The sequence below is a fragment of the Pseudoalteromonas sp. Ps84H-4 genome, assembly GCF_024124645.1.
GTDB lineage: Bacteria > Pseudomonadota > Gammaproteobacteria > Enterobacterales > Alteromonadaceae > Pseudoalteromonas > Pseudoalteromonas lipolytica_C.
Map to the genome: position 1 here is coordinate 20,369 of NZ_JAMXSK010000027.1, position 22,000 is coordinate 42,368.

General features: G+C 41.3%; 11 protein-coding genes and 1 pseudogene. 4 read left to right on the forward strand and 8 right to left on the reverse strand.

All coding sequences use genetic code 11. The features are described 5' to 3' along the window. Positions 1 to 190: 190 nt before the first annotated feature. The 4 genes and pseudogenes from NH454_RS19080 to folE2 form a co-directional block, all read right to left on the reverse strand. A pseudogene (locus NH454_RS19080) lies at positions 191 to 1,186 on the reverse strand (AMP-binding protein); the annotation flags it as partial. Continuing rightward, positions 1,183 to 1,824 carry a thermostable hemolysin gene (locus NH454_RS19085; protein WP_138558406.1) on the reverse strand — a complete coding sequence of 214 codons (642 nt, stop codon included), beginning with the start codon at positions 1,822 to 1,824 and terminating at the stop codon, positions 1,183 to 1,185. The gene NH454_RS19085 and the pseudogene NH454_RS19080, both read right to left, overlap by 4 nt. Before the next feature lie 186 nt (positions 1,825 to 2,010). Next, entirely contained in the window at positions 2,011 to 4,170 is a 2,160-nt protein-coding gene (locus tag NH454_RS19090) for a S46 family peptidase (protein ID WP_253039962.1), read from the reverse strand. A 124-nt stretch (positions 4,171 to 4,294) separates the two neighbouring features. Further along, positions 4,295 to 5,179, reverse strand: coding sequence for a GTP cyclohydrolase FolE2 (gene folE2 / locus NH454_RS19095; protein WP_253039964.1), 885 nt, complete (start codon positions 5,177 to 5,179; stop codon positions 4,295 to 4,297). A gap of 689 nt (positions 5,180 to 5,868) precedes the next feature. Here folE2 and NH454_RS19100 point away from each other — a divergent pair. Beyond that, positions 5,869 to 7,836 (forward strand): M3 family metallopeptidase, encoded by a 1,968-nt coding sequence (locus NH454_RS19100; RefSeq protein WP_366031216.1) that lies wholly within the window; start codon positions 5,869 to 5,871, stop codon positions 7,834 to 7,836. 317 nt (positions 7,837 to 8,153) lie between these two features. Here the strand turns inward: NH454_RS19100 and NH454_RS19105 are convergent, their stop codons facing one another. Further along, positions 8,154 to 12,161, reverse strand: coding sequence for a rhombosortase-dependent M36 family metallopeptidase (locus NH454_RS19105; protein ID WP_253039966.1), 4,008 nt, complete (start codon positions 12,159 to 12,161; stop codon positions 8,154 to 8,156). 127 nt (positions 12,162 to 12,288) lie between these two features. Here NH454_RS19105 and NH454_RS19110 point away from each other — a divergent pair, with 127 nt between their 5' ends. Then, complete coding sequence (locus tag NH454_RS19110) at positions 12,289 to 12,783, forward strand: hypothetical protein (RefSeq protein ID WP_253039968.1); 495 nt, start codon at positions 12,289 to 12,291, stop codon at positions 12,781 to 12,783. Between the two features lie 211 nt (positions 12,784 to 12,994). Here the strand turns inward: NH454_RS19110 and NH454_RS19115 are convergent, their stop codons facing one another. Both NH454_RS19115 and NH454_RS19120 read right to left on the reverse strand, forming a co-directional pair. Further along, positions 12,995 to 13,696 carry a M15 family metallopeptidase gene (locus NH454_RS19115; protein ID WP_253039970.1) on the reverse strand — a complete coding sequence of 234 codons (702 nt, stop codon included), beginning with the start codon at positions 13,694 to 13,696 and terminating at the stop codon, positions 12,995 to 12,997. 53 nt (positions 13,697 to 13,749) lie between these two features. Further along, positions 13,750 to 15,375 (reverse strand): sensor domain-containing diguanylate cyclase, encoded by a 1,626-nt coding sequence (locus tag NH454_RS19120; protein WP_366031219.1) that lies wholly within the window; start codon positions 15,373 to 15,375, stop codon positions 13,750 to 13,752. A gap of 353 nt (positions 15,376 to 15,728) precedes the next feature. Between NH454_RS19120 and NH454_RS19125 the strand changes: the two genes are divergently transcribed. After that, positions 15,729 to 16,916 (forward strand): heparan-alpha-glucosaminide N-acetyltransferase domain-containing protein, encoded by a 1,188-nt coding sequence (locus tag NH454_RS19125; protein ID WP_253039972.1) that lies wholly within the window; start codon positions 15,729 to 15,731, stop codon positions 16,914 to 16,916. A gap of 45 nt (positions 16,917 to 16,961) precedes the next feature. Here the strand turns inward: NH454_RS19125 and NH454_RS19130 are convergent, their stop codons facing one another. Continuing rightward, entirely contained in the window at positions 16,962 to 19,835 is a 2,874-nt protein-coding gene (locus NH454_RS19130) for an FAD-binding and (Fe-S)-binding domain-containing protein (RefSeq protein ID WP_138558413.1), read from the reverse strand. A gap of 350 nt (positions 19,836 to 20,185) precedes the next feature. On the opposite strand from NH454_RS19130, the gene NH454_RS19135 reads away from it, so the two are divergent. Beyond that, positions 20,186 to 21,994 (forward strand): glycoside hydrolase family 3 protein, encoded by a 1,809-nt coding sequence (locus tag NH454_RS19135; RefSeq protein ID WP_253039974.1) that lies wholly within the window; start codon positions 20,186 to 20,188, stop codon positions 21,992 to 21,994. The last annotated feature ends 6 nt before the right edge of the window (positions 21,995 to 22,000 follow it).

The following is a 22,000-nucleotide window of genomic DNA, read 5'->3' on the forward strand; positions in this document are numbered from 1 at the left end:
TAAGCAATAACGACTCTGGCCACTCGGCACTGATATTGCGCCCAAAGCTGGTGATCAGCTGATTTTTCAAGCGACCTTGAATAACCAAGCGGCCTGCTTGCTCAGTGACGAGATCGCCAGTTGCATACCAGTCATCAGCATCTTGCGCTGCTTGACCTAAGTACCCTAAAAACAATGAGCCTTTGATATAAAGCTGACCATTTTCAATTTTGTATTGGATATGTTTGAGAACTCGCCCTGCGGTGTCGATGTCGTCATCATCGCGCGTGTTTAGGCTCACCACCGATGAAGACTCAGACAAACCATAGCCTTGATAAACCGGTAAACCGAACTCTCGGGCTTGCTTAATAAGTGCTTGGCTTACAACCGCGCCACCCACTGCAATAAACTTTAAGCTTTTAGGTGCTTGCCAGCCTTGCTTTGCAAAAGCCACTAAACAAGTCAGCAACTCAGGCACTAAAATAAGGGTATTTGGCTCAGTGCGTTCAATGGCTGCTATGAATTTATGTGGCTCAAGTAACTGTGCGCCAGAAAACCCAAGTTCAGCTAAAGGCACTAAGTTAACCGTGCCACCCGCTAATAGCGGCGCATACACACCGGCTAAATTCTCAAGCAAAACCGGTAACGGCAGTAAACACAAATGGTTTGGTTTTTCTAAACCAATGCTTTGATAAAGTGATGTTGCCACCTGCAATTGACTCTCAAGCGATAAACACACACCTTTTGGTGTACCCGTTGAGCCCGACGTAAAGGTAATCTTTTGCGTGTTCGCAAAATAAGGAACTGGCTGTGTATTAGTCAATTGATAAACATATAAAGGGTAATGCTTACATACATCGACTAACGCCACTAACCTTGCATGCTCACCTTCGTAAGCGCGGTCACATACAAATAGCCCTGCCCCACTGTTTTGCAAACCAAACGCTATTTGCTGAGCCGTAAAAAACGTTGGTAGCGGAATTGCCACTCTTTTAAGTTCGCTAAGCGCAGCTTCTAATACACACCAAGCAGGTGTGTTATCTAATTGAAAGGCGACACCCTCGGCATTAAACTCAACCAAAGTAGCTAACAGACGAGTTACTTGTTCAGTAAAATCTTGTTTAGTTATTGAGCGCACACCATTACTTTCATGGCAAACCATTAAGGTATCGCTATCTTTGTGTGGTAACTGTGTTAACCAGCTCATAACGCCTCCAAATAAACAGCCAATTCAAGGGATGACTGTAAACACTGCTGTTTAATATTGAATAAAACTGGGGTGTTTAATACACGTTGATGTGCTTCGTTTAGGTCAACCACACAAATGGTTGGTTGGTTGTCGTAATAGCTCCCCCAGCTTGCTGGATCTTGGAGTGCTTGTGCATTGGCAACACCAATTTCTTTGCAATTTACACCCAGCATTTTTAATAGCGCTCTGACTTTACGGGTTGCACAAAACACTAAATATTTTGCTCCCGCTTGATAGAGTGCTTCGTTCATTAAAACAAAATGTGCCAAGGTGGCTTTTCGATGCGTTGAGCATAAATTACCTAACTCAAAAATGTGCTCACGCTTGGCACCAACAAAGTGCTCAATAGACACAGGGAGGTATTGTTCAATAAACAAAGGTTGTGATGCAGAGCGAAGACCTAACGTACATACTTCATCATCAACATTTAGCTCACAAAGTAGCGGCATAAACTGCGAAATTTTCGCATCATAAGCTGCAGCAAAACCTTGCTTAATATTACTCTCAAGACGGTCGCGGAACTGACCTCCTTCACGCGTGCAAACAAAGGCAGGCTCTTGAACTTGAGTTTGATGTGATTGTTGAACTGAAAGCATAATTGTTCGCTCCACTTAGGTTATGTGTAAAATTTATCGAGCGAAACTTAAATAAAACTTAAGAAAAATTAATTTTTATAAATATTTTTCAACCTCATGAAATTTAATGTTTTTATTTTTTATAAAAACAAAAATGCCAGTCTAAATGACTGGCATTTTAATGCTTAAATTAACGTTAAACTTTGATTACTTAACGATGGTCATCTCTTTAAGTAGATTTTGAGCATTATCAACTTTATCCATCACCCACAACATGTATCGTGAATCAACGTGAATTGAGCGATTTAAGTTTTCATCGTAATCCCAATCACCAATAATGCTTTCGTAAACACCATCAAATAACAAACCAACGAGCTCAGCATTACCGTTTAGCGTTGGTGAACCTGAGTTACCGCCTGTAGTATCTACATTCGATAAAAAGTTAACCGGAACCGTATTCATACCGCCAGTGTAATCGCCATAAAGCTTTTGCTTAATTAACTCATTTTGCTTTTCTGGTGAGTTGAATGGTTCAACACCGGTATTTTTTGCAAGCAGGCCTTCTAAAGATGTAAAGGGGGTTGCCACTAAGCCATCTTGCGGTGAATAGCCGCCTACCGTGCCGTAAGTTACACGCAAGGTGCTGTTAGCATCAGCATAAACAGGCTTATTAAGTGCCTTGTTATAAGCGATAATTGCTTCCATTAATGCAGGGCGAGCAGCTTGCTGTTTACCAGCCAGCTCTTTTTTCGCATCTTCAATGTCTTTAGTAACGGCAAAAACAGCCTGAGCGTATTGAATGAATGGATCGCTACTTTGCTTTAACTGAGCAAGGTCAAGTTCTGTCATCCATAAACGTTTGCTTTCATCTGCAAGAACCGATTTAGCATACATATCATCAAGTAACGCTTGTTGTTTTTGTTTATCAAAACCATTGGTTAAACCAAGCGCTTTATCTACCTCTGCAACTCGCTCATCGTTTGGTAAAGCTGCATATTGCTCAATAAAGTACAATAAAATGGCTTTATCAACGGTTTCATCATAACGACGACTCATGCTTTCTAGGCGTGATTTAATGCGCGGCATATCACGCTCTTGATAACCGCTTTCGCGCTCAGCATCTGGCTTTTGTTTTTCATAAGCTAAACGATACAGCATACGAGCCGATGACATCATTTGTGAACGGTGTACATACCCTAACATACGGTCACGTTGGTTGTGCTCTTGAGACTCAGCAACTAACGCCGTTAAATCAGCAAGTACATGTCCGTATTTAACTTTGCGCTTACTATCTTCATTGATCCACGCAGTGAGATCTTTTTCGAATTGCTGCTTACGGCTATACATTGACCCTTTATTGAAGCTCTCAATCATTGAGCCATAGTTTTTAATGTAGTTGTTGTAACCCGCAATCGTACTTTCATAAGCAATACGTGCCTCTGAACCATCAGGGGCGTTTTCTTCAATTAACGAGACATATTTAGAATTATATTTACGCGCTAATGGGTAGGCTGTGTTAAACACGTAATCAACTTCAGGCGAAATACGGTAACGGTTTGTGCTGCCCGGATAACCGGTAACCATCACAAAATCGCCTTCTTGAACGCCTTTAGCGCTTACTTTTAAAAACGCATCACTCTGGTACGGTACGTTATCTTCTGAATATTCAGCAGGCTTGCCATCTTTGCCAACATACGCGCGATAGAACGAGAAATCACCGGTGTGGCGAGGCCACATCCAGTTGTCGATATCACCGCCGTATTTACCTACGCCCATCGCTGGGGCATAGGCTAAACGTACATCTTTTATTTCAAGCGATTTAATAAGGTAGTACTCAAGACCACCGTGGAAAGTATACACATTACAGCGATAGCTTTGGTCTTGCTCACACTCACTAACAAGTGCTTTTTCATTTGCTTCAATAGCATCAAAGCGTGCTTTACCTGTTAGCTTTTCAGTGCCTTTGTTTACTTTATCGGTAACTTCTGTCACTTGCTCTGTCACATAAACACGAGAACCCGGCGCTGCAGGTACTTCTTCGCCCGTTGTTTTAGCTAAAAAGCCATTTTCTAAAATGTTATTTTCAGTGGTTGAGTTATATTGAATCGAACCATAGGCACAGTGATGGTTTGTTACAACTAAGCCTTTTGGTGAAACAAACGAAGCAGTGCAACCACCAAGGCTAATTACTGCGTTCATCGGAAACTCGGTCAATTTTGAAATTGACTCAACATCAATGCTTAAGCCTTTCGCTTTTAGGATAGATTCAAGTTCTGGTAGCTGGTGAGGTTGCCACATGCCTTCGTCGGCAACAGCAACATTTGCTACAGCCAGACCCACTGCAGCAGCAATAAATTTAAAACGCATAGTCGTCCTTTATATTTGTTATGTTTATCTTGTTAGCGCTCTTATCATTATCATTGTGCTAGCCAATAGCAATAATTTGCGACCGCTAATGTCAAAGTTTGTAAACCAAATAAGGCTGTAGGGCCTAATACTTAGACTCATAAACCACAGCATTGTGGCCGTGTAAGCTTTCTTGATGCTCCACTTTAAATTGGTAATCAGCAATACCCGGCATGGTTTCGAAACACTGCTTTAATCGCCTTGCTGCATCTTCGCAAAATAATAAGTTTTTTGCGTTAAGGGCGGCAAATGCTTGTTCATCTTCACGCTTAACGGCGGTTTGCACTGGGGTCCCTATGGCTTGCTCACAGACTGTGATAAAGCCACTAATATCCGGAAGCTTTTCGTTACTAAAAGTGACATCGATATACGCATATGAGCGCTGGCTATGAGGGGTTGCAATAGAGCCCTGTTCACTTGTGAGCCAATTGATTAAAGATGCTTTATCAATAGCGGCATCGCTAAACTGTTTATTGACCGCTTCGCTCAAAAGCTGCCTCGATAATGCCGCTGAACATGGGCACGTGCTGCTATAGGCAATATCGACTTTTAAGTTAATGGTAAGTGATTGCTGCTTCGTGATGGTTAAAACTACAGGGTAAGCATTGTAACCGCAATGGTCGCTCAGGAGCGCAGGTTTTAGCTCTGGTAAATCAAAATGCAGCACCAGTTTTACGCTTTTACTTAAGTCTTTTTGTGATGCTAAAACGGCATTCATAAACTCACTAACACGCTGACTGGTTAAGCTTTGTTTAGCTAATAGCTGATTAAGTAGTAAATAGAGACGCGACATATGAATACCTTTTGCATCGCTATCAAGGCTGACAAAAATATCTGCTTTGGCATTAAGGTGCGCATCAACATGAGGTTGTGCAAGTTTACAAGGTAATGCGATACCTTCCATGCCAACCCATTTTAAAGGTGATTGAAAATCTGTATTAGAGTGCGAGGTTATATCGGGTAATTGCATATCAACTTCTTGTATTATTTATATTTATTGCTAAAGCATCAATTCTGATGAACTGAATAAGTGCTATCGCACCAAAGAAAATGATACAATATAACATTATAAAACTTTATCAAGAGCTAATTTTTGGGCCTTTCACACCATCATTGTCATGCAGCTATAAACGTAAGGACGAACTTGCATTATGAGTATTAATTTTAAACAGTATCTGATGACAATTTAGCTTGAGAAGTCGAAAAAGATACGCTGACATTTACGAAAATTAACCACTTATCGCAGCCAATAATCACCTTATCGCAACGAATGAGATTATTGCTATCGATACACAGTATGCTCTATATATTAACCGCAAAGTTATATCAGCCTCACTCATGCACACATTCGTGCCATCTTTGTGTAATCTCATACTAACAACCAACACTAGGATTACATAAAGTGCTGACATAACGTTATATCGGTACAATTACTTTAAAAAATGACAAGAGAAACACTATGAAACACCTAGTCGCAACCGCGATCAGCTCAGCGTTATTACTAACGGCCTGTTCTGAGCCTCAAACTACAGAGCTGATACGCGTAAAACTGAACAAACAGCAGAAGTAACTGCAGCTGAACAAGCAAACCCACTATTTGTTAAAAGTGCACTGCAATACGAGGCGCCTGATTTTAGCCTTATTAAAGATGAACACTTTATGCCAGCTTTCAATAAAGGCATGGCAGAGCAAATGGCTGAAGTACAAGCTATCATCGACAACCCTGCAAAGCCTGATTTTGCCAATACCGTTGTTGCTCTTGAAAAAAGTGGTGAGCTGTTAACCCGTACTCGTAGCATTTTTTATAACTTAGCAGGCAGTGACTCAAACCCTGCTCGCCGTGAAATCCAAAAAGAATTAGCACCTAAGTTAGCATCACATAACGATAATATTTTTCTTAATAAAGCACTTTTTGAAAAAGTAGCAGCGGTTTATAACGATGCAGACAAACTAGCATTAACAGCCGAAGAAAAACGTTTACTTGATGTTTACTACAAGCGTTTTGTTCGCGCTGGTGCACAATTAAATGCCGAACAAAAACAGCAAATTCGTGATATCAATACCAAGCATTCAAGTTTAACGACGCAGTTTTCGCAAAACTTATTAGCACTGACAAAAACAAATGTTGTTATTGTTGATGACAAAGCTGAGCTTGAAGGCTTACCTGCGGGTCAAATTGAACAGCTTGCTAATGCAGCAACGGAAGCTGGTCATGACGGCAAGTACTTAATTAAGATCACCAATACAACTCGCCAGCCTATATTAGCAACCCTTAAAAACCGTGAGTTGCGTGAAAAAGTATGGCGTGCATCGGCTGAGCGTGCGCTATCAGGTGAAAATAATAACCGCGATATAGTGGCAGAACTTGCTCACTTACGCGCTCAAAAAGCTAAATTATTAGGCTACGACAGCTGGGCTGATTTTGGTTTAGAGTCACAAATGGCGAAAAAACCTCAAGCAGTATTTGATATGTTTGCGAGCATGATCCCTGCATTAATGCAAAACGTTAATGCTGAAGCTGCGGCTATTCAAGCTAAGATCGATGAGTCTGGTGAACAATTTAAGCTACAGCCATGGGATTGGTTATTCTACGCAGAGCAAGTTCGCAAAGATAAATACAATCTAGACGAAAATGCAGTAAAAGAGTATTTCGAATTTAATCGTGTTCTTGAAGACGGTGTGTTTTATACAATGAACCGTTTATATGGGATTACTTTTAAACCACGTAGCGACTTACCAGTTTACCACCCTGATGTGAAAGCATATGAACTATTTGACGAAAATGGTAAAAGCCTAGCTATTTTCTATGCCGATTACTTTGCTCGTGAAGGTAAACGTGGTGGCGCTTGGATGAGCTCATTTGTGAAGCAGTCTGGCCTAAAAAATCAAAAGCCTGTGGTTGTGAATGTAATGAACATTCAAAAAGGCGCGAATGGTGAACCTACACTTATCAGCTACGATGAAGCAACAACGATTTTCCACGAGCTAGGTCATGGCTTACACGGTATGTTCTCAAAAGTTAAATACCCAACACTTTCAGGTACTTCGGTATCACGTGACTTCGTTGAGTTTCCTTCTACCTTTGAAGAAGACTGGGCAATGTACCCTGAAGTTATCGCAAACTATGCGAAACATCATAAAACAGGTGAGCCAATTCCAGATGAGCTACTTGAAAAAGTCATTCAATCTCGTAGCTTTAACCAAGGTTTTGATACCTTAGAGTATGTTGCTGCTGCACTACTTGATATGGAATGGCATTCACTTTCTGCTGATGCGCCACTACAAGACATTGAAAAGTTTGAAGAGCAAGCTCTTACTAAGCACGGTGTTAACGTACCATTTGTACCACCACGTTATAAATCTGCGTTCTTCTCACACTCAATGGGCGGCGGTTACTCAGCTGGTTACTATGCTTATATGTGGAGTGAAATCCTAGCGGCAGACGCGTTTGCTTATGTTCAAGAGCAAGGTGGTTTAACTCGCGAAATGGGTGAAAAATACCGCAAAGAAATTTTAGAAGTAGGTAACTCTCGTGATCTGATGGAATCGTTTAAAGCATTCCGTGGTCAAGAGCCTGATACGTCTGCGTTGTTAAAACGCCGCGGCTTAAAAGCAACGGTTCAATAGCTTTAAGCTCTAAGCCGAATTGTGGGGTTATCGAGTATTGATAACCCCACAACATTCAACCTCTTTACTCTTCACGTAGGTTGGGTCGAGCGAAGCGATACCCAATGTAAAGAACCTTCCAGCTATCAGTCGTCAGACGCGCGAAACAAGTTTCACGCCTACAAAAAGGGGCTAGGTTCTAGGACGCGATGTAAAATCTGCTACCTTGTATCTCGTATCTCTAAACTCGAAACTCGCTAACTTTACTCTCGCTAACTTAAAAACAAAAAAGCCCTTACAGCGAGCTGTAAGGGCTTTGTTATCACTATTTAAAAGTATTATTTACGTTTACGGCGACGGCCGATAAGCGCTAATGGTGCAAGTAGAAGCGTTAAGAAACCAAAGCTACCATTGCTAGATTTAGTTACTTTTTTCTCTTCTACTGGCTCAGCTTCGTTAGTTACAGCAACAGTGAACTGCTCTGAAACAGAATCTGTCCCATCGCTCACTGTTACTTCAAATACTAACTCGTCATCGCTTGAGATAGCACCTGGCTTGAAGCCTAAAGTAGCCGTATCAGCACCTGTAAGCGTTGCTGTAGTACCGCTCACTTGAGTCCATGTGTAGCTTAGTGTGTCGTTGTTACGGTCTGTTGCTGTAACAGACACAGTACCTGAAGCCGATTCAGAAACCGTTTCATCACCAGAAACACTAATAATAGGAAGTGCGTTATCACATGCTAACGTATCACCAGCAATTACGTTCGAGAAGATTGGTGACGTAACATTGCTTACAGTCACGTTATCAATCCACCAGCCGAACTCACGTACTGCGCTGTCTGATGAGATACGGAAGCGTAATTTTGCACGGTTACCGTTTAGTTCAGTACCAAAACGAATAGTTTCGTAGTTACCATAAACACCATTATCAATATTGTTACCTGTGAAGGTATCGCGATCTTGTAGTGCTTGTGCGTCATTTTCGATTAGTGGGCCGTCGTAACCAACATCAAATGAACCGCCCATTTCAGTAACATCAACCCAGTTACCACCATTCACGCTGATTTCTACAACACCACCATCCCACTCGTTTTCGATTAGGTAGAAGTGCCAGAATGAAACTTCAAATTCACCTGCAAAGCCAATGTCGAACTCTCTTGACTCAATAGCAACATCTGACTGGAAGTCATTGTTGTTCAAGTACATTGTTTGCTCGCCAAGACCAAAACCAAAGCTGTTGAAGAAGTTAACATTACCGCCAGTTGCCATGCTTTGCGTGCCAACAGCTAAGTCATCACCTGTCATTACGTGCTCTTTCCAGTCGCGTAATGATGTACCTGCTACTTCCATATCATCAGCAGTTTGTGAACTAACAGGTGCCTTGTCTTCAAAGTCCATGTTTACAAGGTAAGATACTGTATCGCTTAGAGCTTCAACGATTTCATCATCAGCAGAAAGCTCAGGGAATGACACTTCGATTTCAAGCGTATCAGCAGTGCCAGCATCGTTTAATGTGAACTTAATTGGTGCACTTGTTTGCGAAGCATACGGTGTTGTATCGTCAAATGTGATTAAGCCATCATTTTCAAATGTAACATCGTGACCACTCACAACAGTTAATTGTGCTTGTGTACCTGTTAGTACTTCACTACCTGTATTCATGATGCTAACAGTTAAAGTACCTGTTTCACCCTTATCAAGAATGTTGTCGTTTGAACAATAACCAAGCTCAACACCATTGTAGCTTGCATTCATTTCAACATCTTTTAGGGTAAAGCTTGCAAGTTGCATTTTGTCAGATTCAACAACACCCGTTAAATCTTCACTGAAACGATCTGGCGCTTGAGCACCTAAGCCCATACCACGCTTAGCAAATGCACCTAAGATTAGTTTGTAATCTTCAGGGTCAACTGCATATGCAGCCGCTAAGATTGCATCACGTGCTTCTGTGTATAATGGTGCAACTGGTGTTAACTTGTAACCAGCAACTAGGTAGTTAGCCATACGGTTTTGAGCATCTTCAAAGCCGTGCTTGTTGATAAGCGCTACGTAGCTTTCCCAAAGCATGGTTGCCCAAATTTCACCTGCAGCATGTGGTGAAGCAACACTCGTTGGTGCAATACCTACATCATCACCAGCATCTTCAGTAATGTGACGGAAAGACAGTGGGTTAACGTCCATATTTGTTGAATATGGAACACGACGGATACCATAATAGAAGTCTTCTACGAAAGTACCGCTACCGTATGCTTTTTGGAACTTGTCGTTACCCGGGATGTTGATGTCATCTGCTTTCGCAATGAACATCAATGAGTGGAAATCACCCCAACCTTCGCCCATCGCGCGACCTTGGAAGTTGATAAGACCCGATGAGTTACCCACTAAACGGTTACTGATATAGTGACCCCATTCGTGAGCAATAATACCGTTATCTAACGTACCGTCTTTTAACGTAGCTTTATTGAACATGTTAACAGTAACAGTTTCGCCAGCATCGATACCATCATAAAGTGCATGACCGTCAGCAAAGTTAAGACCCATGTTAGGGATAAGCACTGCATCATCTTCACCGCCCATTGGCGCTGGCTCATCAGTATCTGGGTTGTTATTCACAACAATTGCACCAATTGCACCCGCTTCTTGAGCGTGTAGTACTTTTGCAGTGAAGTTACAAGAACCACGGTCTACTAGCGCAATTTTACCAGCTAGTTCTGCTGCGTTTGTTGCAGGTTCACAACCATCAGTTACGCTACCAGAATCAACGTTATTATCGTCAACTAGACGAACAACTTCGCCAGCGATATCAGCAAATTGCATTTGACCAAAGCTAGATACTTTTGACGAATCTAGAAGACCAATGGTCGCGTCAGATGTTACAACCACACCATAGTCAATGCCTACTTTTGCATCTTTACTATTGTATAAATACATTTGCATGCGAGGGCTTGCACCATCTGCAGGCGTAGACATGTTTGCGTTGTTTAATCCGCTATTATCTTGTGCTTGCGCTTCGATTGGGTCGCCTTCAACACCGCCACGACCGTAGTTCGATACTTGCGCAACATTTGATGTTTCGTCAAAACCATGGTCGTAGAAGAAATCGTGTAAAAAGTTGTTCATGTAGAACAAGTTAACGATTGCCGCTTTACGGTTATCGTAGCTGTTTGCTACTTGGTCAACTTGATAAGGGTAATCGAATGTGAAGTCTGATGTAGTTTCAGCAGTGAAGTCACCTTCAGTGTAACCTTGAGGTGCGATTACATCGGCATAAGCAAATACGTTGTTACCTGAAGTGGTTGTAGCATCATCAGCAAGCCACGGATCCATCGTGCTTAGTTTTTTATAGTAAGACAAACTTACAAGTGGTGCATCTAGGATTTCAGTTTCATCGATTTGATCTGGACCATCAGCTGGGATCACGTCGCCATGAGGACCTTCCCACGGATAACCATCTTCGTCAGCCCATACACGGTAGTTAAAGTCTGCCGCGTGTGCTTTTAAGTCTTTCTTGAAATAAACTTTGCTGTTTTGTGCGCCAATAACGTAGCTGAAGTAATCGCTTTCTAGGCTGTTTTTATCAGCAACTTCTACTTCAACGTAGTATGCAGATTGCAACTCGCCTGCTACTTCAAAGAATACTTTCTTAGCACGTGGCTGGCCTAGTACAATTTTGTCACCAGTTTGGTTAGACACATTGTACTTAACATAGTCGCCTTGTTCAGTTGATTTAGTTAGCGATACGTCGATATCAGCAAGTTCTTTAATCGCACGTTTAATGCTTTGCTCCGCACCAACAAATTCAGCAAGTGGTGCGAACGATTTGGTTGCACTAGCGCTTGTGTTTGCAAAGTAGCCAGAACCTGCAACTAGGTTATACTCTTTGTCCATGATCAGGTTGTATTCACGGTTGAATACTTCAATGTCATGTACTTTTTGCTTGTATTTAGCTGTGATTGAACCAAGCTTCTGCTCAGATAAATCAGTTAGTACGGCGCTCGATACACCTTTTTTCAGAGCGCTAACGCCCGTTAAAGCATTTAGATAAAAATCAGCAGCGTATGCATTGCGCTGCTCAGGAAGGATCATCGCCATGTCTGGCTTAGCTTGACCTACCGCATTCCAAAGGAACGTAGCTTTACCTAATTGCTCATCGAAAATTGATTTGTGCCCTGATACAGTACGACGCTCAGCTAATGCACGTTGCTGAGATACTTGAGGATTAAACTGTACTTGAGAACTAACACTTGATGCGTTGTAAAAGCGAGTTTGTTCACTTGCTTGTATTTGAGTTGATGCCAAGATAGCCGTTACCATAGTTGCAACAGCAGTTACTTTAAATTGAGACATTCCTTACGTTCCCTATTGTTATATTTTTATTTTCGGTTAACAATCATAACCAAAGCCAATGTACCTAATCTGGCAATCAAAAGACAGAATCAATTGTAAACAAAAGTAACGAACAAACAGGTCAATAATGAACAAAGCAATTAATATACAGTTAGTTACACTAGCGCTAATACTCTTATCAGGCTGTCAAAAAAGTGAAATATCCGAACAAGATAGCTCGCAACACTCAGCAAGTAGTTCACAAAAAGAACAAGTTTTAGATAAAGATGTTAAAAAAGTGGTCGAGATTAACAAACAAAAACCAATTAACGCTTTTAGCAATAATGGCGAAAAAATTACCTTTGCCGCGCCTACTTTAACCAAAGGCACTGAAGTATTTAATCACGCGATGAAAGAGCCTGGTATTGCTACCGGCGCTATCTATTTAACTCTCAAAGATAATAGCTTACCGGTAGATCTTAGCAGCCAATACACGTTAAAAAAAATGACCAACAAAACATATCGATACCTCGCTGAAAAAGATACTGATTTATTAAAAGTGCAAGACGTTTTTAAACAAAATGCCAATGTCGATATTGTTGAAATTAAAGTTGATTATTCACCGATAAAAGAGGTGATGTAGGTTGGCTAGAGCCAGCGAAACCCAACATGAAGGAGCTCTCAGCCTTCAGATGCGCTGCTACAAGTTTCACGCCTACTTGCAGCAGCTTGTAGCAGCGGGTTTATCCCGCGTCATCATGCGCTAAGTTCTAGGTTCTAGCCTCTGGGTTCTAGGACGCGATGTAAAATCGCTGCCAGCTCGCCATCTCGTAACTCTAAACTCGCTAACTTAACTACTCCACCACAAAATCAAAATAGGTAGCGGGGTATGCTTGAGGTTGATAGGTAAAATGCCACCACTCCATTGAATAAGGGGCGAAACCGGCATCAGTCATGAGGGTTTTTAGTTTATATCGATTGGCTTTTTGTTCTGCGCTTATGCGCGGGTCGTCGGTGTTTGACAGGGTGTCGAACATATCAAAGGGTGAGCCCATATCGAGCTCTTTGCCTTTTGCATCGACTAAGGTAAGATCAATTGTTGAGCCACGGCTGTGGCCCGATTTAGCGGCGATATAATCACCTAGTAGCTTGTCTTTGCCTAGATTTGGATAAAACTCAGCTTTAGTGCGGGTATCCTCTAAATCGTTCACCCAACGCACAAAGTGATCGACTGCTCGTTGTGGTCGATAGCAATCAAATATCTTTAAGCTAAGCCCTTCATTTTGAGCGGCATTTTGTACTTTTTTAAGGGCTGTAGCAGCACTATTATGTAATAAACATTTAGGTGCATTGTAGCCATCTATAGGTTTGCCAACAAAATTATGATGACCAAAATAGCGAATATCCAACACTGCATTCGGTATCAATACGCCTACATCAATAAACTCGCTGCGCTTGTCGTCATCCGAGTTTGCGTAAACATTATTACCCCATGTCAGAGCAACGCTTGCAAACATAATTGGTTTTATTAATCGAGCGAGTAAAGTAAATGCCATATCGATTTGTCCGTAAATAACTTAATAACATTCACTATTGCATATAAAATAACTTATTCCAACACTGGAGTGTCAGAAATAGGGGTTAGCTCTTTATAGTAGCTGCCATCAACAACACAGCGATTGCGCCCGGTCTTTTTAGCTTTATACAAAGCTTGATCAGCCAATTTAAACACCTCTTCGAGGCTCAATTGTTCCAGAGGCCAGCCCGAAATACCAATTGATACATTAATGCAGCCCACTGGATCTATGAAGCTTTCTGAGACGCGCATACGCAAGCGCTCAGCGAGTTGATAAGCCCGTTTTGCCTCAACTTTTGGCATGATCACAATGAACTCTTCACCTCCTGTACGTGCAACAACATCACCATCGCGCGTGACATCCAGTAAGATTTTAGCAAGTGATTGCAATACTACATCGCCAATATCATGCCCATATTCGTCATTTACCCGTTTAAAATGATCGATATCGATTGCCAGTATCGCAAATGGACAACGCTGCTCTATAAAGTGACTTAACTGCATATCGAGACTACGGCGGTTATGTAAACAGGTTAAAGGATCCGTTTGTGCTTCTTGACGTAACAAGCCAATTTTACTGTGTAACAAGCCAACACCTCTAAGCATGGCTTTTCTTAGCTCATTGCTTTCAAAGTACCATGAACGAATTTGTGTCAACTCAAGCGAAGTAGATGGTCGATCGAGAGTATTGGCGGTTTCAGCTAATTGTCTCAAAGGTTGTGCAATTAAACGCGCAAGCACCCAAATAAATACAAAAGTGAGTAAACCAATTGGTGCCGTTTTTACAAATACTTGCCACATTAAGCTGTCGAGCGGTGCAAGGGTACTGTCGAGTGGACGTTGGGTTACTACTCCCCAAGGAGCTACTGTCATCGGTGCGTAGCCAGCAAGCATTGCAACGCCTTTGCTATTGGTAACAAGCTGAGTCCCTGAGTTCCCTTTTAGTACTTCTTCAATTACTTGGTTATCAAATACTTGCTCACCAATACGGTATTTATCGGGGTGGTAAAGTAAACGATGGTTTTCATCAACCACATATAAATAAGAGCCGTCTTGATAGAAATGAACTTGCAATAACTGATTTAAGATACTGGCGCGCTTTAAGTATAAAGTTCCGCCAACATAACCAATAAAATTGCTGTTTTTATCGAATAGAGGTTGCGAGATAAAAATGAGTAAATTACCCGCCATAGAAATGTAAGGCTCGCTGATCATAGGAATACGGTATGACAAAGCAGCCTTGGTGCCAAAACTATCTACTTTACGATTTTGAAGTTCAAGAGACTGCGGCGATACGCCAAGAATTTCGCCTTGTTTATTAACGATTATAATCGAGTTAAAACTATTAGTTTGTAATCTTAAGCGCTCTGCTTCAGCACTGATCAGCTTCTGATTATTAAAATCTTCTTCAAGGATTTTGCCTACATAGGCAAGCTGTTGCTGAGCAGCTAACAAAAAGTTATCAGTAGCCGAAACCAACTTTGCAGCATAGGCTTTGTGATTACCCATTGTTTTATCTATTAGTTGTTGTTTTTGAACTTGGTAGCTCGAGTAATAACTATTTAAAAAGGTAATAAGCGTTGCAGAAAACGCTAATAATAAAATTAAACGACGTAGGTTTAAGCGTTTGCTAAGACTATTAAGCACGATACTTCTCACATATGGGCCCCAAATTCCATATCGGGTACATCTAATACCTTTATACTAGCAATTTGTTCTGTGTACCTCTATAAAACTTTTATCAGAATTTGATTTAGCGCAAACAAATAAGTGTAATTACTCTAATTTCAAGTTACTGCTTTTTACAAAGGAAACATCCTTAATTTAAGTGAAAACATCTGCAAATAGATGGTTCAACCAAGTAATGGCAATTCATTTCTTGTAATGTTTTTTCAATCAAATACTAAGCTAAGCGTTTAAAGCTTTACGGGTCAGTAATTGAACAAAAAGTAACTTGCTTTGAAATAATAATTTATTACAATGTTAAAACAAAATAAAAATAAAGTTTTCTTATGCGCCAACATTGTTCCGATATTATAAAGTCACTCCCCACACACCGCCTTATGGCATTAGACGTAATGCGGGGGCTAACTATCACCGCTATGATCTTAGTAAATAATCCGGGGAGTTGGGGAGCGATGTATTGGCCATTGAAACATGCACAGTGGCATGGCTGGACACCGACTGATTTAATTTTTCCGTTTTTTATTTTTATTGTCGGCATGTCTATCACGCTATCAGTAAATAACTTGCGCGCTAAAGGAGTGAGTGATCAGCAAATAGTAAAAGCAGGTGTTATTCGCACCCTCAAGCTTATTGCTCTTGGTTGGTTTTTAGCCCTGTTTTATTACAACTTTCGAGATCCCTCTTTCAGTTGGGTTGATGACAAACTATTGCAGTTGCGTGTGTTGGGCGTGCTGCAACGTATTGGTTTGGTGTATTTAGTCGCTCTGTGTTGTTATCTCTATTTATCGCCTAAGAAAATAGCCATTACTTGCATCACTCTTTTATTATTTTATGGCGCCGCCATGCTTTATATCCCTTATACCTTGCCAAACGGCGAGGTAGTGAGTGGCTTATGGTTACATGGCAATAACTTAAGTGCCTTTATTGATAGTACGGTTTTAGGTAGTCACCATGTGTATTATGCGAATGCTAAGCCACTGCCATTTGATCCTGAGGGGCTTTTTTCTACACTTCCAGCCATTGCCAGTGCGCTAAGTGGCATCTTGGCTGCGGTTTACTTAACAAAACAACCTGATCTTAAAAAGCAAGCCCACGCATTTATCTTAGCAGGCATATTAGCTGTTTTTGCCGGCTATGCTATTTCGCCATTAACGCCTATCAACAAAGCATTATGGACACCAAGCTATGTGTTGCTCAGCTCTGGGCTTGCTATTATTACGTATGCCCTGTGCAGTGCCATTTTAGATATTTATAAAGTACGAAGCTGGGGCGCACCCTTTATTGTATTTGGCGCCAATGCGATACTCTTTTTTATGTTTGCAGGCGTATTTGCACGCCTATTAATAATGATTCCAATAGGCGATAGCAGCTTAAAAGGCAGTATTTACGGCTTAATACAAGTGTTTATAAGCAACGATTATTTAGCATCATTTGTATTTTCGCTGTTGTTTTTAGCCGTATCTTACCTTGTGATGCTCACGTGTTATAGAAAAGGCATTTTTTGGAAAGTGTAGGTTTTTAAAAAATGGGCTAGTCAGACTAGCCCATTAAATTAGCAGTTAAGTCTGTGGTATTGCATGACTTTGCTGATCGAGTAGATACAAAATTGACTGATAACTAATGCCACTGTGCTCAGTTAAACCAATTTCACAGCTACGACTGTTAGACACACCGCGACTACAATTTTTTGGCACGTGTTGTTTAAGGGTTTTTAACGCGTTGCTATTTAGCTCTGGCAAGTTAAATCCTTTATCTCCGGCAAAACCACAACACTCAATATCAGCTGGAATAATCACTTCATTGCTACATGCCTTGGCAAGCGACACTAAGCTTTGCTCTTTACCTAATCGCTTTGAGCTACAAGTAACATGCAGCATCACAGGCTCATTCACTGGCGTTACTTGCAAATTAGGCAGTAAATGCTGGGCTGCAAAATCAGCACTTTCGTAAATTGAGAGTGATGAATTTTGCGCGGCATTGAGAGTGGTGAGCGCACAAGGGCTGGCATCAAAAACGATGGGATATTGGCCATTATTTGAAAGCGTCTCAAGCTCAGTAAGTAACTGCTCACTTTTATTTAAAAACTCTTTATTCAAGCCTTTACTCGCAAATGGCATTCCACAACACAGTGAATCTACTTGTTTAGGTATTACAACCTCAAATCCCGCTTTTTGGGCTAATGAATGCATAACATCAATCAGTGGTCGTTTATCATCGGCAAGTTTATCTGCTGCAAAAACGCGAGTTGCACAGCTAGGCATATACACCAACTTTTTAGCCTGTTGGGGTTGTTTAGAATTATTATTTATTGGTTGCTCCCCTCTTGGCCAAGCCGAGTAATACAACGGCGTACCAAGCAACTTATGAGCAGGTTTACTAAGACTTCTTAGGTTATTACTACCTATTGCTTTTTCGAGCACGTGCATCACGTTTAAGCCAAATCGAGCGCCAGATGCGACAACTGCAAAATGCTGACTAGCAAAGCGAGCTAATGACCGTTTCACTTTGCTTGAAGAGGCTTGCTCTGCTCTGAGCGATTTTATAAATTCGCCCGTGTTTATTCCGACCGGGCATTTTAGCCCGCAAAGTCCCGTCGCCGCACACGAATCAATACCAAGATATTTAAAGTCAGCCTCGATAACACTGAGCTTTTGGTTTAATTTCTGCTTACTCGCTAAATCATCGGTTGTTAGCAATTGATTGTGTAGCTCAGTGCGGTGTCGCCACAAGGTAATACGCTGCCTTGGTGTTAAGGTAAGACCTTTTGATGGGCAAACAACTTCGCAAAAGCCACATTCGATACAGGTATCGATAATATCATCACTTTTTGGCATGACTTTTAAATGCTGAGTGTGGGCATTTTTATCATGATTAATAATGACACCAGGATTAAGAATGTTGTGTTGATCAAATAGCTGTTTTAGCTTAACCATTACAGCGAAACCATCATCGCCCCACTCTGTTGCTACAAAAGGTGCCATGTTACGCCCTGTGCCATGCTCTGCTTTTAAAGAGCCTTTTAGCTCAACCGCTACTAGGTTAGCCACATCGGCCATAAATTGCTCATAACGATTAACTTGATCTTGTGTATCGAACGCTTGGGTGAATACAAAATGCAAGTTACCCGCTAAAGCATGACCAAAAATAATGGCTTCATCATAACCATATTTAATGAAGAGCTGATGAAGTGCGTTCACGCCTTGTGCTAATTTATCAAGCGTGAAGGCAACATCTTCAATAATTACGGTGGTGCCTGTTTCGCGCACAGCACCGACAGCAGGAAAGGTGCCTTTACGGATATTCCAAAGTGCCGCATTACGGGCACTATCAGCAGAAAAATCAATCGCTGCTAATTGGTTTTGGCTAAACTGTGCAATAAGTTGCTGCGTGGTTTGTGTTAGTAACGCAAGGGCATCTGTATTCTCTGCTCTTAACTCAATTAAAAGTGCCGCTGACTGCTCGGGATAGCTGGCCACTTCTTTTGGCATTATGGCATGCTCAGACACCGACATCAGGGCACGTTTATCTAGTAGCTCAACCGCAGCAACATCAAGCTCACTCAGCCTTTGCACCAGCTCACACACCTTGCTGATATCATCAAAAATAAAGAAACCGGTATGTTTGTGTGCGTGCTCAATCACTGTGTGATAGGTAATATCAGCAATAAACGCCAGCGTTCCTTCAGAACCAATAATTAAATGCTTAATGATTTCAATTGGATCTGAAAAATCCAGCAACGCATTTAAACCATAACCTGTGGTGTTTTTTAAGCGGTATTTATGGGCGATACGCTCACTTAAGTCGCTATTTTCTTTAACACTGTCAACAAGGCTCATTAACTCATCAACCCATGCCCCATGACTTTGTAAAAACTTTTCACAACTTTGACTATCTGCGGTATCAAGCACAGTACCATCAGCAAAAATAAGGGTCATATCTTTGACTGTGTGGTAGCTGTTTTGTGCCACCCCACAACACATTCCTGATGAATTATTTGCCGCCATGCCGGCTACTTTACAGCTGTTAATCGATGCGGGATCGGGGCCTATTTTCTTACCATAAGGTGCCAGTATTTGGTTTACTCGCGCTCCTATAATCGCAGGCTCTAGACGAATAGCTTCACCATCATCTAAAACTTCAAATTGACTCCAGCTATCACACAGTAACACTAATACTGAGTCAGTAATTGCTTGCCCAGACAAACTGGTTCCAGCAGCTCGAAAGGTAATAGCCACCTTATGTTGTTGTGCTGCACTTATCACATGCTTTGCTTGATTTTGATTACTCACCAATACGATGAGCTCAGGCACCAAACGATAAAAACTGGCATCAGTGCCGTAGGCATATCGACGTGAGTAATCTTCTATTAATGCTGACTCTGGTAAAAAAGGTGTAATTTGCTGTTTAAATGCGTGCAATTGAGTAAAAGCCATCTCGCCCCCTGGCCTGCCATATCTGCGCTGATAATTATGGAATATATTATTACTTTAATTTGCCTTAAAAAGCGACCAATTAAATTGATAAATTATCAATTCACTAGCACCTTTGCAGTAATAAAGACTTGGTTATTTAAGCTTAATAGCCCTATTTTGTGATCTAACTTAGCTTTTTGCAGTTAGACAAAAAAACCGCTAGGGTAGCAAAAAAATACTGTATTTATATTTAAAAACCCATTAACATCAAGAATAATTTATTCTAAAAATCAAATAAGCGTTTAGCTTTGGAGCTTGCTGTGTTAAATAAGTTTGCACTATCGTCACTGGTTATCGGATTAGGGTGTTTCATGCCATTACAATCATCATTTGCTGAATCTGCGTTAACTTTAAAACAACAGTTAGGGCAAAAGCTGATGCTCGACTTGCGCTATTACTGTGAGCAAGACACCGGCGAGCAAAAATGTCGAACGCCAGTCACCCGCTTACCTGCTGATTTAGCTAATATCATCAGCAAACACAACATTGGTGGTGTTATTTTATTTGCTGAAAATATCGATACCGTGCCCCAAGTAATCAAACTTAATAACGACTTACAACAAGCTGCTGCAAAGTCTGAACTTGGCTTACCGCTATTTATTTCAATAGACCAAGAAGGTGGCCGCGTAGCTCGTATACCACGTGATGTTGGCACTTCATTTACCGGTAATATGTCGATTGGCGCAACTTATAAAGAACACGGTACACACTTCGCAACAGAGTCTGCCCGTATAATCGCAGAAGAGCTGTTGGCACTGGGTGTAAATGTTAACTATGCGCCAACAGTTGATGTGAACATGAACCCAGATAACCCAGTTATTAACGTGCGCTCATACGGCGAAGATCCGCAGTTGGTTGCAAAACTAGGTGGCGCACAAGTGGCAGGGTTTGAAAATAATGGCGTTATTTCATCGTTAAAGCACTTTCCGGGTCATGGTGATACAAACGTCGATAGTCATACTGGCCTGCCAAAAGTAATGCATGACAAAGAGACTATTTGGCAGCAAGACTTACCGCCGTTTAAAGACATAATTAAAAATCAGCAACCGGGTATGATTATGACTGCGCATATCCAATACCCAGCCCTAGATGACAGCACCTTTGTTAGTAAAGAAGGGAAAACCATGATCAAGCCAGCGACCATGTCGCGTAAAATCATCACTGATTTACTACGTGATGAGCTTGGTTATCAAGGTGTTGTGATCACAGATGCACTAGACATGGCTGGTATCAGCCACTTCTTTGAGCCAATCGAAGCGGTTGTAAATACCTTCGCTGCGGGTGTTGATATTGCCCTTATGCCAATCGAAATCAGAAGTCCAAAAGATTTAGAGGTACTTGAAGCTCTTATAGACCGATTAGAGCAAGAAGTTCAGCGCGGTACTTTAAATGCCGATGAGATCACAGCTTCTGCAACACGTATTTTAAAGCTTAAAGAAAAGTTTAAGCTCACAACAAAGCTTGATGATGAAGCAGCCATCAAAAAAGCACAGCTTTTACTCGGTGACCAAAGTCACAGAAAAGTAGAGGCTGAGTTAGCCCTTGCAGCTATCACCGAAGTAAGAAACGAGAACAACACACTGCCACTGAACATTAAATCAGGTACAAAAGTACATATCATCATGCCTGATACGCGCAAATGTTTTGCCCTACAACAAGCACTGATTGATAACACTAATACACTACTTAGCTTTAGCTGCACTAGCTTGCAAGGCTATGAGCCAATTTCGACCTTAAAAGAAATGAATGAGGCCGATGTGATCATTGCTGCAAATGCATCACCAAAACAAAGTGCTGTTGAAGTAGGCGGAATGGATGATTTAGCTGATAACCCTGAATTTGCTATCGCTAAGGCAGATCAATCAGCAGCACTAGAGTCATTACTAAAGCAAGCTAAGCTAGCGAACAAGAAAACTGTTTTTGTTAGCTTACGAGCTCCATACGATATTTCACAATTTGGCAAATTTGCCGATGCAGTTCTTGCCACTTATGCTTACAATATTGATATAGACACCGAAGAAAAGATTGCTGGCCCTGCGTTTACTGCACTTGCAAAAGTGCTGATGGGTAAGGCCTCTGCAAATGGACAACTACCAGTAACTGTTAATGGCTTAAACTGAGTGCTA